The organism is Pectobacterium sp. PL64 (assembly GCF_022477975.1).
In the GTDB taxonomy this organism is placed as follows: Bacteria; Pseudomonadota; Gammaproteobacteria; order Enterobacterales; family Enterobacteriaceae; genus Pectobacterium; species Pectobacterium jejuense.
The window spans coordinates 1,255,110-1,269,977 of record NZ_CP092070.1 but is presented as its reverse complement, the minus strand read 5'-3'; the positions used below and the strand labels follow the sequence as shown (position 1 = coordinate 1,269,977).

Below are 14,868 nucleotides of genomic sequence, written 5' to 3'. Positions count from 1 at the left end.
CCTTAAACATGGGCATGGTGGGATAGGCTCTTACTCTTCTGCTGCGCGTTCCACAACGCGCGATAACGGCCTTCAGCATGCAGTAATTCATTATGTGTTCCCTGCTGGGAAATCCCCCCATTCTCGACAACCAAAATTCGATGTGCGCCCACAATTGTCGATAGCCGATGCGCAATGACAATCACCGTCTTGTCCTGAACCAGCCTGTCAATCGCTCGCTGTACGGCGAGCTCGCTTTCGGTATCCAATGCCGCCGTCGGTTCGTCCAGAATCACAATCGGCGCGTCCTTCAGTAAGGCTCGCGCAATCGAGATACGCTGCCGTTCACCGCCGGATAATCTGCCGCCGATATCGCCCAGTCGCGTTTGCCATCCCTGCGGCAGTCGCTGAATAAAGTCCAGACACTGTGCAGCCTCAGCAGCCCGCTCGATATCTGCATCGCTGGCATCCGGGCGTGCCATCCGAATGTTTGCCAGCACGGAATCATCGAACAGATAGACATCCTGAAACACCACGGAAATCAGCCGATTCAATTCACGCGTTGGAATGTGGCGAATATCCACGCCGCCGATACACACGCGTCCACGTGGCGGATCCGCATGACGCATGAGTAATCGCGTTATCGTCGTTTTCCCCGAGCCCGACGGCCCGACCAACGCCGTCATCCCCTTCTCCGGCAGCGCGATATCTACCCTATCGAGCACCATCTCAGCCTCGTCCGCATAGCGAAAACTCACCTGCTCGAACGTAATCGCATACGTCGTCGGCATCTCAACAGGCTGGTGTACAGGAAGTGGTTCAATCGCCAGCAGATCGTCAATGCGATGCAGCGCCGTATCAATCAGTTCCAGCACGGCCGTATAGCTGACAAACGTCGCCAGCGGTTCAGAGAAACGTATTACAATCACCATCATCGCGGCGACGATAGCTATATCCCACGCGCCCACCACAACGCCGCTGATACCCAGAATCAGCACGCCCTGAAGACCTAACTCAACGACGCTAGTAACCACTGCGCCGGGTTTAGCACCACTACGATGAGCCGACGTTTGTATCTGCTGTAGATGCTGAAAACGCTGACGCAGCGCCGATGTACGTTCAGCCTGCTGACAGCTGGTTCTCAGCACAGCGAGCCCCTGCACATATTCCACGATATCGGCGCTGGTTTGCTGATTCGCCTCCGCCAGCGCCTGCATCGTGCGGGAAAATGCCGGTCGTCGCCAACGATAAAGCAGCGCGATAGCGGGAAAGATCAGTAGCAGGCTCACGCCCAATCGCCATTCCACCATCAGCATGACGAGCGCTATCAAGACAGGCGTCACGATAGCCAACAGCAGTTGGTTTATTATCGCCAGCATATAGTTCAGGTTCTCATCCACGCTGCCCAGCAACAGCGCATTGATATCCCCCGCCCGCGTGGACTGAAGCGTGGTTAACGGCATGTTCCGCAGCTGTTCTCCCAGACGCATACGCAGCTCATGAGTTGCCGCCGCAAGCTGCCCACGATATTCAAACCCTTGACCATACCAGCGCAGCACCAGCGTCAGCAGGCTCAGGAGTGTCATGAACGCCAGCCACATCGCTATCTCGTGGGAAGCCGCCGCATGGGCAAAAGCCGACAGCAGCGGAAACAGACACGCCAGCGCCAGTCCCTGCGTCATCGCCGCCGCCAGCAGGCTTAAGCAACACCGACGGAACAACCGAGACTGTGAACCCGTCACCCGCTCCAACTGACGATACGTGTGCCACCACGCGGATAGCCGCGCCGTTATGGCGGAATGGCTTATGACGGTATGGTTTTTGTTTATCACGCGCGCTCTCCTGACTGCCCGTTGCTCGACGATGTGCTGCCTAGCGCCCAGTTCTGCGCCTGCTCATAGTGTCGCCACAGTGCGCTATAGCGGCCTTGTGCCGCCAGCAGCGCCTCATGCCGACCCGATTCGCTCAGCCGTCCACGGTCGAAGACCACGATCTGGTCAGCATCACGAATCGTCGACAGTCGGTGCGCCACCATGATGACCGTCTTACCCTGCATTAAGACGCCAAGCGCCGCCAGCAGCGCCGCCTCGTTTTCCGGGTCGGCAAAGGCCGTCGGTTCGTCCAGCACCAGTATCGGCCGGTTATGCAACAGCGCCCGCGCGATGGCGATACGCTGGCGCTGCCCACCGGACAGGAACTGGCCGCGCTCACCGGCCAGCGTGTCGTACCCCTGCGGCAACGCCATGATAAAATCGTGCGCCTGCGCCGCCGTCGCAGCGGCAATCACCTCTTCCATGCTTTTTTCAGGCAAACCGAGTCGGATGTTATTAGCGATGGTGTCTGCAAACAGGAATGACTCCTGAAAAACAAACGACACCTGCTGCATGAGCGTGGCGGTTTTCATCTGCCGGATATCAACACCGCCGATCAAAATGCGCCCGGCTGTTACGTCCCAAAAACGGGGAATGAGTCGCGCCACGGTGGTTTTCCCTGCGCCAGACGCCCCCACCAGCGCCGTCACCGATCCTGCCGGCACCTGAAAACTGACATCCTCCAGCACCCAGTCGCTCGCATGCTGATCGTAGCGGAAACCCACCTGTTCAAAGCTCACACTGGCATCGACGGGCAAGGCATCGCTTTCCGCTTCCGGCAGCGGCGATAACGCCAGCACGTCCTGAATCCGGCTGATACTCAATCGGGTTTTCGCCACCATATGGTTCAGCGCCATCATCGGCATGACGGCCTCCGCCATACCATTACCGAGCAGCAGCACCGCGATCCACAGACTGAAATCAAGATCGCCGGCGTGATAGAAACCGTAGGCCGCCCAGCACAGCACCAGCAGCGTTGGAAGCGGGTTAAGCACCGCGAAGGAGAAACGCGCCGAGAACCCCGCCTGCTGATACCAGCGCGTAAGCACGTCCAGATAATTTTCCAGCGCCTGTTGGTAGCGCCCAAACGTTGACGCGCCGGTATCGAAGGTGCGCACGACTGGCATCGCCTGCACAAATTCGATCACGGCAGTACTGACGTCTTCCCGCGCCTGGTTATAGCGCTGGTTCATCTCACCGGCATTGCGCATCGCCAGCATCAGCACCACGGCACCGATGACCAGCACCAGCAAGGCCGCCAGTGCTAAACGCCAATCTAACCAGAACAGTAACGCCCCCGTACACAGCGGTGCCACAAAGGCACGGGTATAGAGCGGCGTGCTGTCCGCCACAAACAGGTGGAGGGCTTTTACATCGTCCTGAACGATTTTCGCCAACGAACCTGTACCCAGACGCTGTACCTCACCCAGCGGGATCCGCGCCAGCTGTTCCGCCAGCGCGCTGCGAATCTGATTTTCCAGTCGGAACGCGGCGTAGTGAGACTGATTAAACGCCAGCAGACGTAGCAGATAACTGGCGCACAGGCACAGCACGGCCCCGACCATCGTCAACAGCGGCCATGACGCGGGCTGTAAAATTAGCAGCCGGATGCTCCACGCCAGAAAAAGCAGAAATGCGATGCCAGCCAGAACCGACAGCCCCGACAGGCACATCGCCAGACGAATTTGCCCTCTTACGGGGTGCATAATGTGCCAGGCACGGTTCTGTGGCGTAGAAGGCGGCGCGGCAGCGGATGAACCGCCTTCAACAGCAGAATGTGGCATAATTTTCTCTTTTCTCCTTCCCGCACAGTCGCTTACCCGTAACGCAAGCAAATCAACTCGACGACGGCAATAAAGTCAGGAATAATAACTATTCTCAATTGCGTATCTACCCGATTCGAGCCGATTTCTACCCGAATCGGTACGGGTTTCTGTCATCAACTGCGGTGCGATGATCGTTCGATAACCGCAACCCGTATCTTCAGGAGTCTGTCCATTGAATGCCTCCCCACTGAAAGCCACCAGCGAGCCTGAAGTCACCATTTCGAATTTGATCGCGGAGCTGCACGTCGTGCGGCCGGATACCGGCGCGGACTGTAGCCTGCTGCGCGCGACGCTTCAGGAAGGGCTGGATATTCTGGTGTGGCGTGGGCAGTTCCGGCAGCCGACAACCATGCATTTGCACGACGACTGGGGACGCATCAATTTTTCCTGTTCGTTGCAGGGAGATTCGCAATTCTCGCTGAAAGGCGATCGGGGACGGGAGCACGTGCTGAAGCAAGATTCGGGCTGCATTAGCTACACCCCGGACTGTCAGGGCACGTCGTCCTACGCCGGACGGTTTGAAAGCGTCACCGTGTCGCTGAGCCCTGAACTACTGGCTAACTGGGTGCCGGATCTCACCGGTAACCTGCGACAGCAGCTGGATTCCGGCCGACTCTGCACCCGCTGCGACTGCAATGCAGAGATGCGGGCAACCGCGCAGGTATTGAGCCACGCGCTGTCCAGCCTGACGCACCCGCAGCAGGCCGGCGAAAACCGCCATGCGCCGCTGTGGCTACTGGGGCAAAGCATGATTCTGGTCAGCCTCGCCGTTGCCGGACATGCCGATACCGTTCCGCAGCAGGGCACGCTCAGCCTGGCCGATCGCCAAAAGCTGCTGCGGGCCAAAGATCTGCTGCTGGCGGATCTGTCACAGGCCCCCACTATCGCCATGCTCTCCAGAGAAACCGGATTAAGCGTACTCAAGCTGAAACGCGGATTCCGCCAGCTCTTCAATAACAGCATCTATGGGTTATTTCAGGCCGAACGCATGCACGAAGCGCGGCGTCGGCTATTTGTCACGGGCGCGCCCGTCATGGTGGTCGCCACCGATCTGGGCTATGCGAACGCCAGCCACTTTAGCGCCGCCTTCCAAAAGCAGTTTGGCGTCACGCCTTCTGCTTTCAAGCGCCTGAACATTTAGCAGCCCCCGTTCATCCCGATACGGGTACAAATAGACTGGATTCGGGTAGCGCCGCAACAGCGAATGATTATCATTTTCTCCATTATAAGCAGGAGAAACCGCCATGCCCGATTCCATTGCAACGCCACATCCTTTCCTTGATACAGACGCCTGGCCGGTGGTCTTCTTACACATGCCGGAACAGGTGCCCGACGATGAATCCGCTGGTTATATGGCGCAGATCGTTCAGCTGTATGCCGCACAAGAACGCTTTGTACTCTGTATGACGGGTGCCGACCTGCCCCATCGCTCCCCTGTTTTTATGAATGCTTATCTTCAGTGGACACGCGATAACGTCAGCCTGCAACAGCAATACTGTGCGGGTGCGATTCGTATCGAAAGCGACGAAGCCAAAAGGCAAAAATACGTAGAGTGGGCGGAGAACTGGGCGCAGTCTGGGCAGGCGCCGTATGCCTATTTTGTCGTCGCCACCTCGCTTGAAGCACAGGCGCTGGCGATAACGCTGCTGGATTGCAGTAAACCATGACGTACAATTCGATGACACGCTATCTGCCCTATTGGTGTTTCTACCTCCATCAAGGCATGATCACCGCCCTCATTATGCAGGGCGTAGCGGGCTATTTTCGCCACGCGGGTTTGGATCTTGCGCAGCTAAGCTGGCTGTCGCTGACCTTTCTGCCGTGGATTGCCAAATGCCTGTGGGCACCGTGGGGCGAGCGTCACGCGCTTCCCCTGCGCGGCAATCCCTATTTAGGCAGTCTGGTGCTGCTCCAGATCGCGATGGCGGCAACGCTGGTTGTGATTGGCGTCATATCTCCCGAGCACTCTGTCCTCACGATTATCATTGCGCTGATGCTGCTGGCGCTGCTCTCCGCCAGCCACGATATCTATGCCGACGGTATCACGATTTGCACCACCAGCGCCGCCAGTCGCGCGCTGGCAAATACCGCGCAGGTCGGCGGCAGCTATCTGGGTATTCTGTTCGGCTCTTATGCGTTCCTGAGTATTGCGGAACAGGCCGGGTGGCGAGGCGGCTTCTTCGCGCTGGCGGGGCTGTCGCTGCTGATGCTCATCCTGCCGCTGCGCTATCTCCAGCAATCCCCTATCCAGCATAGCCAAACTCAGGATCGTCAGAGTCAGCAAGCCGCACGCCCGACGCTAAATCGTCTGACGTTTAAAGCGCTCTGGCCGGTATTAGCCTTCACGGCCATTTTCTATCTGGCGATGCGCGGCATGATGGCGCTACAGACCGTCATGTTGATCGACAGACAGCTTAGCCTGAGCCAACTGGGTATCATCATGACCGTGTACAGCACCGCCGTCAGCGGCGTAGGGATTGTGCTCGCCAACGTCCTGATTCGACGCATGGGCGCACTGCGCTGTCTGCTGCCCGTCATGGTCGTGCACGCTCTGTTAGCCATTGTACTGGCCGTGGGCTACCCGCTGTATTCATTGAACGCCTGGATCGCGCTCTTTGGCGTGGTCAATCTGGCTGCCGCCATCGGGTTTGTCACGCTATACAACGTTCTGATGGGCTTAGTCAGACCCCATCAGCCCGCGTCCGACTATGCGCTGTTCCAATCGACCGACGCCGCCGTCGCCATGATCGTGTCGATTGCTGCGCTCCAGTTAGCCCATCACACGAATTACCAGACCACGCTGGGCGTGCTGGCCTGCTTCGCCGTCGCCAGCCTGTGGCCCGCCAAACGGCTATCAGTGCGCTTTTCCCGCCTATTTTCAGAGGGGATTCCCCCGGCTACAGCAAGCCAGCAGGGGCAGGATTAGTGGAAGGGAAAACTCGCAGGCAGTCTGCTGTATTCGGGTTGAAATAGACCCGATACGGGTAGCTCAAAAAATGCAAACGATTATCATTTAACTTTCATCATTCTCTGTCTTACGCGCTTTTCGTACCGTAGCTTTCGGTATCGTAGCTTTCCGTATCGTACTACAGCGCGTCGTGATGAAAGCCGTTACGTTGACAGCAATTTTAGTCTTTTCAGGGATTTAATAATGAAAATAATGCGTCTTTATCCGCTTGCCTTAACTGGCATGTTTCTCTCTTCTTATGCCTTTGCTGCTCAGGACGATACGCTTGTTGTTACCGCCAGCAAACAGTCGCCCTATTCCGCCTCGGCCAATAACGTCTCTTCTACCGTCGTAACGGCACCGGAGTTGAAAGATGCTGGCGTGACCAGCACAGACAAGCTGACCCGCGTGATGCCCGGCCTGAACCTCGGCAATAACGGTAGCCTGCTGTTCCCTTCCATCTCACTACGCGGCGTGTCTTCCGCCCAGGATTTCTACAGTCCGGCGGTGACGGTCTACGTGGACGGCGTACCACAGCTCGCCACCAACACCGTGCAGGCGCTCTCCGATGTGGAAAGCATCGAAATGCTGCGAGGCCCACAGGGGACGCTGTACGGTAAAAGCGCACAGGGCGGCATTATCAACATCGTAACTCAACAGCCGGACAGCACGCCGCGTGGTTATGTCGAAGGCGGCGTCGCCAGCCGCGACGGCTATCACGGCAAAATCAACCTCAGCGGCCCCATTCAGGATGGTCTGCTGTACGGCAGCGTTACGCTGCTGCGTCAGGTCGATTCAGGCGCGATGACCAACCCTGCCACGGGCAGCGACAATCTCGGCGGGACAAAATCCAGCGTCGGGAATCTTCGACTGCGACTGGCACCCGATGGTCAGCCGTGGGAAACCAGTCTGGCACTGACGGAAGACTGTACGCGCGCCACGCAGGATACCTATCTGCCGTTTGGCGATGCTAAAAATCGGACACTGGAGATCGCCGCGGGCGCACCCGACCCGACATTACGCCGCTGCACGCACAGCCAGTCGCTAAGCGGAAAATACACCACCGATAACTGGATCTTTAGCCTGATCGGCGCGTGGCAGCAGCAAAATTACGACCGTACCTTCCCGAACGGTACGCTGATGGCCGACATGCCGGAGCGCTGGGATCAGGACGTGCAGGAACTGCGTGCCGCGACACACGGTGCAGGCCGCACGGTGGATATGGTGTTCGGTCTTTACCGACAGGACACGCGTGAAAAACTCGATCTGACCTACAGCACGGCAGGTGCTCCGTTCATGAAGAGCAATGCCAATACGTCGTCGGAGACGTTAGCTGCCTACAGCGATCTGACCTGGCATCTGACCGACCGCATCGATCTGGGCGGCGGGCTGCGCGTGTCGCACGATAAAGCCGAAACCCGTTACCACCAGCAGTTCTCCGGCATGAACGTGGGCGACCGCAATAGCGTCGATGACGATCAGGTGCTGGGACAGCTCTCCGCCAGCTATCTGCTGAATAATGACTGGCGTGTCTATACTCGCGTCGCGCAGGGCTACAAACCAACCGGCTTTAACTATTCACCTGCCGCCGGCACGCAGGCCATTCCGTATAGTGCGGAGAAATCGATTAACTATGAAATCGGCTCACGCTACCAGAGCGGCGATGTGCAGCTTCAGGGCGCAGTGTTCCACACCCACACGCGTGATATGCAGCTGTATTCCGGCCCGGTCGGTATGCAAACGCTCAGCAACGCAGGTAGTGCCGACGCCAGCGGCGTAGAGATGATGCTGAAGTGGCAGTTCGTTCCCAACTGGTCATGGGATATCAACGGCACCTATGTCCGTTCTGAATTTACGGGCGACAGTGAGAGCTATCAGGATAAACGCGTGCCCTTCGTCCCGCGCTACGGTGCCGGCACCAGCCTGAACGGATTGATTGATACCTCGTTTGGCGCGTTAATGCCGCGTCTGGCCTTCAACGTGGTAGGTCCGCACTACTTCGACGGCGACAATGCATTGCGTCAGGGCACCTATACCACGACCGACCTGCGCCTCAGTTGGCAGGCTACCGACCGGGTGAATATCGCCGGCTATGTGGATAACGTTTTCGACCGCCGCTACCGTACCTTTGGCTTCATGAGCGGTACATCGGGCTATGCGCAAGTCAACGAAGGCCGAACCGTTGGCGTAGACGTGCGGGTAGATTTATTCTGATTTTGTTCTGACTTCGGTCATGACACATTCATAGCATAACGGCCTGCCGGGATAATTTTCTGTCATCCCGGCAGGCCGTTTCCTCTTACCGTGCATACCTCTTACCGCTGATTCCCTTACAATCCGTTACCGATTAGGCTTTCGCCTTTTCCGCTAGGTCATATTAATGACATCGCTCCTGCACCATACTGACCCTCGCCACTTTCTCATGATCCGTTTACCCTGATGTTTTGCGCCAGCTGCATTCTGCCGGAGATCCATCATGACGCGTAATAAGCTCCTTCTCCTTCTGATTCCCGTTGTCGTCTTGCTGATTGCCGTGCTGTGGTGGTCGTTCGGCCGAGGAAACAGCAATGCACTGTGGGAGATCGTCAGCGAACAATGCGTGCCCAATCAGCAGCGCAACGGCAAACCGGCCCCCTGTCTGGAGGTTAATCTGGCAGAGGGCTACGTGCTCTTTGATGACAGAAACGGTCCCTATCACGATCTGCTGCTCCCAACGGATAAAATCAGCGGCATCGAAAGCCCTGAACTCTTGCAGCCAGGTATACCCAATTTCTTCGAGCAGGCCTGGGCGCAACGCGGTCGTCTCTCCAGCGAGGCAGGTAAACCGATCAGAGATGACTATCTGTCGCTGGCGATTAATTCACGCTATGGCCGCACGCAAAACCAGCTGCATATCCACATTGCCTGCCTGCGCCCAGAGATTTATCAAACGTTGAATCAGCAGTTCCCGACGCTTTCTGGCGACTGGAAAACGCTGCCGGTCAAAATCAACGGGCATATCTATCTGGCAAAAACCCTCACAGCAAACGAACTGACGCAAAGCGATCCGTTCAAAACGCTCGATCGCTACGCCCAGCAGCGGGATGAATCTATCGGCAAATACGGGCTCGCGATGGTCTCCACGCCAGCAGGCGAAAAGGTACTGCTCGCCAGCGGCCTTGACGTGTTCAATATGAGTCTCGGGTCCGTGGAAGAAATTCAGGATTTTTCCTGTGCGCTGGCGAAATAGCCGCTAACCGCGCCAGACAGCGGCCTGAAGGTCGATATACCCTAAAGAATTCAAGTTTCAGGAAGGCGGCAAGTGAGGGAGTCCCGATGAGCTTACCCAAGTAAGTGATTCGGGTGACCGAGTGAAGCCAACGCGCATGCAACTTGAAGTATGACGGGTATAGCAATCAATTCGCTATAAGTTATAACGTTTTGTTCATTGCGTTGCCAGCCGACCTCCGCCTAAAAAGTGGGGAAAATCGATACGGTAGGTAGCTGCAACATGCATCTGGATTTACGGCAATTACGCAATTTTCTTGCACTGGCCGAACATGGGAGTTTTGTACAGGCCGCAGAGGCCGTCTGCCTGTCGCAATCGGCGTTCAGTCGCAGCATTCAGGCGCTGGAACAAACGATGGGGCATCCGCTTATCGACCGTCAGAGCCGCCGTTTTGCGCTGACGTGGCAGGGCAATACGCTGCTGCCGTTTGCGCGGCGTATGCAGGAACTGTCCTGGGAATTGATGACCGACATGCGACAGATCAGCGAGGCGCAGGAAGGCGAACTGACGTTTGGCTGTGGTCCGGCACCGTCGACCACGCTGATCCCTAAAGCTGTCGCGCATTTCCATGCCCTTCGTCCGCGCGCCAGAGTCACCTACAGCGTAGATAACTGGCAATCCCTGCGTGAGCGGCTGCTGGCCGACGAGTGGCCTTTTATCGTTGCCGATACCTGGCAGGCCGAAATGGAAACCAACCTCCACGTACAGCCATTAAGCCAGCAGCGCTGCTTCTTTATCTGCCACTCCTCACATCCGCTGGCGCAACAGGCAAACGTGACGCCGGACGATCTCCTGCGCTTTCCGCTCGCCTCCCCTTTTATGCCCGTTGGCATGCGCAAGGTGCTGGCGGCGTTAACGCGTCAGCCCGATTATCGACCACAGATTCAGTGTGATCATATCTATTCCGTCTTCAGCATCCTACGGCACACGCAGGCCATCAGCTTCGCCAGTGAGGATGGCTTTGCGCTGGGACGATTAAGCCATCAGTTGGTAGAAATTCCGCTGACGGGTACGCCGCCAGAATGGGGGAATATGCAAACCCGCTTCGGTATTGTCACCTGCTTGCAAAGAACGCTGCCGCCGCTGGCTGAGCTGATGATCGAAAGCATACTGGCGCAGGACAGGCTGCGCTCACCGGCTCCGGCACTGCCGACCCTGTGAGCGCATTCGTGATTATTTCACCGGATTACCGCTGGCGTCATACACCGCCCAGTTCGATTCCAGCCCTTTAGCTTTCAGCGCCCGATCAACAAACTGGCCGGCAAACCAGTCGCTGGCCGAGAACGTGTTGCGAATCAGCCCTGCGGCTTTCGCCCGCTCGATACTGTCCTGCAAGCTGCTGAGCAGGAATGGATCAAGACGCGGCGAACTTTGGAAAGGGAGGTCTTCCGCTTTCAGCTCTTCCTGAAAAATCGCCTGCGGAATCTGACTCTGTTCGGACATCAGCGCGGTGTATTCCGGCAGGTGCTGCGCATCGCCGATCCACTGCGCATTGTCCACCAGCACATTCACCAGCTGCTGCGTCGTGCCCGGATAACGGTCGATAAAGTCTTGCGTCGCCAGCACGGCCGCCTGCGTGGTGTTCGACCAGCCCAGCGCCCGGCTGGTGGTCACAATATTGATGCCCTGCTTACGCAACGCCAGCAGAGAGACGCCGCCCCACACCGCATCCACGCGCCTGGCCGCCAGCGCCGCTTTGCCCGCCGTCCAGTCCAGATTGATCACCCGCACGTCCCGCTCGTTCAGCCCGACGCTTTTAATCGCACGCTCAAACGACAACTGATCGGCCGTCCCCTTGTAGACCGCAATCCGCTTGCCGCGTAGGTCTTCAATGCGCTGAATGCCCGATTCCGGTGTCGCCGCCAGATAAGAATTAGAGCCGCGTGACCCGACCAGCACCCGCGTTGGCAGACTCCCCGAACGACCGATAATCGCCGCCAGATCGCCCAGATACACCACATCCAACTGCTTGTTTGCTAGCGCCTCATTCACCGCTGGGCCCGCCCCTTTAAAGAACGACCAGTGAATTTTAATACCCTGCGGCTCAAATTCTTTCTCCAACTGTTGGCGAATGTGCGCCAACCCCAGCGGCCCGCGAATAAAGGGTTTGCTGCCTGCACTCTGATCCGGCAAACCAATGCGAATCTCCGTCGGCTTCTGTGCATCCTGCGGGGCGGCGTCGTTTGCCTGAACGGCGGAAACGAGCGCTGCCCCCATCAACAGGGCGGTACTTAATACCTTCATCCCCCAGCGCCAGCGGGAAGATGCCGCTATCGGCGAGGCGGTGATCAACTGGGTGGCTTGTTGCATACGGTTTTCCTTAATAATTCGTTTCATCTGTCATGAAACTAGCGAACCGTTGGCGTCAGGCTTAAATAACATTTACAGGTTTGTTCAGCGGAAAAAAGCATAAATCAAGGCTGGCGGGCTCGGGCTACGCATATGCATTTATTGCACGGCGACCATCGCTTTATTGCATTGGCGTTCAACGTCGAAACCTGTTTTTTATTCCCTATTCATCCAACTGCGATGGTTTTCGGGAATAAAATGAATAAGTCGATGCCGCTGAAAAAAACCACGATCGTCTGGCCTTCTCTGCCGATAGCGCGGGCCTATTCTCTTGTCATGCCACTAGTCGTGTCGCTTGTAGTACCACTGATCGTGCCACTGGCAGTGCTGGCCCTGTGGTATATCAGCACCCACTACGGTTGGATGCCCGCCCAGATTCTCCCAGCTCCCGATGTCGTCGCTAAAACTGCCGTCGAACTCTGGCACAACGATCTCCTGCCGCAGCTCTTTATCAGCCTGCAACGGTTGGCTAGCGGCCTGCTGGCAGGCGTTCTGGCGGGGACGCTGCTTGGCGCACTGATGGGCGCCTCGCGCCGCGCCGAACACCTGCTGCACCCGACGGTATACGCGCTGGCACAAATTCCAACGCTGGGCTGGATCCCGCTGTTTATGGTGCTGTTCGGCATTGATGACGGTTTAAAGCTCGCGGTCATCATCAAGGCCGTAATTATCCCGGTAACGCTGCATACGCAAACGGGCGTGCGTAACGTGCCGCATGCGCTACAGGAAGTCGCTCGCACGCTGCGCCTGCCGTGGCATCAGCGCTTCATCAAATTAACGCTGCCCGCCGCGCTCCCCACCTGGTTAACCGGCTTACGGCTTGCGCTCTCGCAGGCGTGGGTGTCGCTAATCGTGGTCGAACTGCTGGCGTCGTCTCAGGGCATTGGCTACCTGTTGGTGTGGGGACGCCAGCTGTTTCAGCTGGATATTGTGTTTGTCTGCATCGCCGTGATTGGGTTGGCAGGGCTGACGATGGAGTGGGCAATCAATCAACTGGAACGCCGTCTGGTCTTTTGGCCACACCCGCCGCTCAGTCGCTTAACTACCGCACCGTCTCGCCGCTTATCCGCGCTGGTTTTACCCTTTCTCCTTCTGCTGCTCTGGCAACAGGCCAGCCGTTTTGGCTGGATCGACCCGCTGCTGCTGCCACCGCCCGCTGATGTGTGGCACATGCTGCTGCAAGGCGTCCGTGACGGTTCGCTCACCGAGGCGATGCAGGCCAGCCTGACTCGTGCGCTCGCCGGTGCAGTATGCGGCATTATCGCAGGGCTCGTGTGCGGTGTGCTGCTGGGGCTGAATGCCACCAGCGATGCCCTCTTTACCCCTACGGTCGCGACGCTGCGCCAGATCGCGCTGTTTGCCTGGCTACCGCTGCTGACTGCTTGGGTTGGCAACGATGAAGTCGGGAAAATCACGTTTGTCGCACTGGCCTCATTCTTCCCCATGCTGGTGGCCAGCCATCGTGGTATTCGCCAGCGTTCTCAGGCGTTACAGGAAGTCGCACAGGTATTGCAACTCCGTCTCTGGACCCGCCTGCGAGTGCTGATCCTGCCGGGTGCCGCACCTGCGATCTTCGCCGGTTTACGTCTGTCGCTGATTTACGCCTGGCTTGGCACCATTGGCGCAGAATATTTCATGTCATCCGGCACCGGGATCGGCAGCCTGATGATTAACGCCCAGCAGCTACTGGATATGCCCCTGATTATCAGCGGCATGCTGTTGATTGGATTAACGGGCGCGGTGCTCGACCGCGTCGGATTAGGTCTGGAACAGCGGATGACGCGCTGGCGTTCCGCAGGAGAAATCTCATGACATCCACAACCCTTGACGAATCACCGCCGGTGGTGCAGTTCGATCGGCTTCGTAAACAGTTTCGCGTGCAGGGCGAGGCGTTAACGGTGATTGAGGATTTTTCCCTGTCGATTCACAGCGGTGAACTGGTGGCGATTGTTGGAAGCAGCGGCTGCGGCAAATCCACGCTGCTGCGTATGCTGGTCGGCCTGGACAACGACTATCAGGGACGCGTGCTGGTCGAAGGGAAAACCGTGCGCGGTATCGGACGTGAGCGCGGAATGGTGTTTCAGGAACCGCGCCTGTTTCCGTGGCTGACGGTGCGACAAAACATCGCGCTCGGACTGGCGAATGAAGCCATCGACGACAAAGAACGGAAGCGCCTGATCGACCACTTTATTCAGCTCGTGCATTTGCAGGATTTTGCCGATGCCCTGCCTGCTCAGCTTTCCGGCGGCATGGCACAGCGTGTGGCTATCGCACGCGGGCTCGTCGCCAATCCGCGCATTCTGATGCTGGATGAACCTTTTGGCGCACTGGATGCGTTGACCCGCCAACAGATGCAACAGGAGCTGCGCCGCATTCATCAGGCGGAGGGCACCACCACGCTGTTGGTCACGCACGACGTCGAGGAAGCGGTCTATCTCGCCGATCGCGTCGTCGTGCTGGCCCCGCGACCGGGCCGTATCCGCCAGATTGCGACGATTTCGCTGCCGCATCCGCGCCAGCGTGACAGTCAGGCCTTTCACCAGCAGTGCAGCGAGTTGCTCGCCTTGCTGACGCAGCCTGCCGATACGGCTGCCGACTTCTCTTCTCTGAACACGTAAATACTGGAGC

At 57.7% G+C, this 14,868-nt stretch carries 11 protein-coding genes; 8 read left to right on the top strand and 3 right to left on the bottom strand.

Annotation, left to right across the window (positions count from 1 at the left end):
* Positions 1-2 precede the first annotated feature (2 nt).
* Both HP572_RS05345 and HP572_RS05340 read right to left on the bottom strand, forming a co-directional pair.
* On the bottom strand, positions 3-1,808 hold the full coding sequence (locus HP572_RS05345) for an ABC transporter ATP-binding protein (RefSeq protein WP_371745321.1): 1,806 nt from the start codon (positions 1,806-1,808) through the stop codon (positions 3-5).
* Positions 1,808-3,634: an ABC transporter ATP-binding protein gene (locus tag HP572_RS05340; RefSeq protein WP_305852618.1), complete on the bottom strand. Its 1,827-nt coding sequence runs from the start codon at positions 3,632-3,634 to the stop codon at positions 1,808-1,810. The genes HP572_RS05345 and HP572_RS05340 overlap by 1 nt, the downstream gene beginning before the upstream one ends.
* Positions 3,635-3,848: 214 nt before the next feature.
* Here HP572_RS05340 and HP572_RS05335 point away from each other — a divergent pair, with 214 nt between their 5' ends.
* From HP572_RS05335 to HP572_RS05310, 6 genes are all read left to right on the top strand, one after another.
* A complete protein-coding gene (locus tag HP572_RS05335) occupies positions 3,849-4,817 on the top strand; it encodes a helix-turn-helix transcriptional regulator (protein ID WP_240584983.1) in 969 nt (322 codons plus the stop codon).
* A 103-nt stretch (positions 4,818-4,920) separates the two neighbouring features.
* Positions 4,921-5,343 carry a hypothetical protein gene (locus HP572_RS05330; protein WP_205551166.1) on the top strand — a complete coding sequence of 141 codons (423 nt, stop codon included), beginning with the start codon at positions 4,921-4,923 and terminating at the stop codon, positions 5,341-5,343.
* On the top strand, positions 5,340-6,602 hold the full coding sequence (locus HP572_RS05325) for an MFS transporter (protein WP_240584982.1): 1,263 nt from the start codon (positions 5,340-5,342) through the stop codon (positions 6,600-6,602). Before HP572_RS05330 ends, HP572_RS05325 begins: the two co-directional genes overlap by 4 nt.
* A 225-nt stretch (positions 6,603-6,827) precedes the next feature.
* Positions 6,828-8,837: a TonB-dependent siderophore receptor gene (locus HP572_RS05320; RefSeq protein WP_240584981.1), complete on the top strand. Its 2,010-nt coding sequence runs from the start codon at positions 6,828-6,830 to the stop codon at positions 8,835-8,837.
* A 262-nt stretch (positions 8,838-9,099) separates the two neighbouring features.
* Positions 9,100-9,852, top strand: a complete 753-nt coding sequence (locus HP572_RS05315) for a CDP-diacylglycerol diphosphatase (RefSeq protein ID WP_240584980.1) — start codon at positions 9,100-9,102, stop codon at positions 9,850-9,852.
* Positions 9,853-10,113: 261 nt separating this feature from the next.
* Positions 10,114-11,052, top strand: coding sequence for a LysR family transcriptional regulator (locus tag HP572_RS05310; protein WP_039320420.1), 939 nt, complete (start codon positions 10,114-10,116; stop codon positions 11,050-11,052).
* Positions 11,053-11,064: 12 nt separating this feature from the next.
* Here HP572_RS05310 and HP572_RS05305 read toward each other — a convergent pair whose 3' ends face one another.
* Positions 11,065-12,201 (bottom strand): ABC transporter substrate-binding protein, encoded by a 1,137-nt coding sequence (locus HP572_RS05305; protein ID WP_240584979.1) that lies wholly within the window; start codon positions 12,199-12,201, stop codon positions 11,065-11,067.
* A 132-nt stretch (positions 12,202-12,333) separates the two neighbouring features.
* On the opposite strand from HP572_RS05305, the gene HP572_RS05300 reads away from it, so the two are divergent.
* Both HP572_RS05300 and HP572_RS05295 read left to right on the top strand, forming a co-directional pair.
* Positions 12,334-14,052 carry an ABC transporter permease gene (locus HP572_RS05300; protein WP_240584978.1) on the top strand — a complete coding sequence of 573 codons (1,719 nt, stop codon included), beginning with the start codon at positions 12,334-12,336 and terminating at the stop codon, positions 14,050-14,052.
* Positions 14,049-14,858, top strand: coding sequence for an ABC transporter ATP-binding protein (locus HP572_RS05295; protein ID WP_240584977.1), 810 nt, complete (start codon positions 14,049-14,051; stop codon positions 14,856-14,858). The genes HP572_RS05300 and HP572_RS05295 overlap by 4 nt, the downstream gene beginning before the upstream one ends.
* The last annotated feature ends 10 nt before the right edge of the window (positions 14,859-14,868 follow it).

Coding starts and splice junctions, on each gene's coding strand:
- HP572_RS05340 (WP_305852618.1), bottom strand. CDS start 3,634: ATGCCACATTCTGCTGTTGAAGGCGGTTCATCCGCTGCCGCGCCGCCT.
- HP572_RS05330 (WP_205551166.1), top strand. CDS start 4,921: ATGCCCGATTCCATTGCAACGCCACATCCTTTCCTTGATACAGACGCC.
- HP572_RS05325 (WP_240584982.1), top strand. CDS start 5,340: ATGACGTACAATTCGATGACACGCTATCTGCCCTATTGGTGTTTCTAC.
- HP572_RS05320 (WP_240584981.1), top strand. CDS start 6,828: ATGAAAATAATGCGTCTTTATCCGCTTGCCTTAACTGGCATGTTTCTC.
- HP572_RS05315 (WP_240584980.1), top strand. CDS start 9,100: ATGACGCGTAATAAGCTCCTTCTCCTTCTGATTCCCGTTGTCGTCTTG.
- HP572_RS05310 (WP_039320420.1), top strand. CDS start 10,114: ATGCATCTGGATTTACGGCAATTACGCAATTTTCTTGCACTGGCCGAA.
- HP572_RS05305 (WP_240584979.1), bottom strand. CDS start 12,201: ATGCAACAAGCCACCCAGTTGATCACCGCCTCGCCGATAGCGGCATCT.
- HP572_RS05300 (WP_240584978.1), top strand. CDS start 12,334: ATGCATTTATTGCACGGCGACCATCGCTTTATTGCATTGGCGTTCAAC.
- HP572_RS05295 (WP_240584977.1), top strand. CDS start 14,049: ATGACATCCACAACCCTTGACGAATCACCGCCGGTGGTGCAGTTCGAT.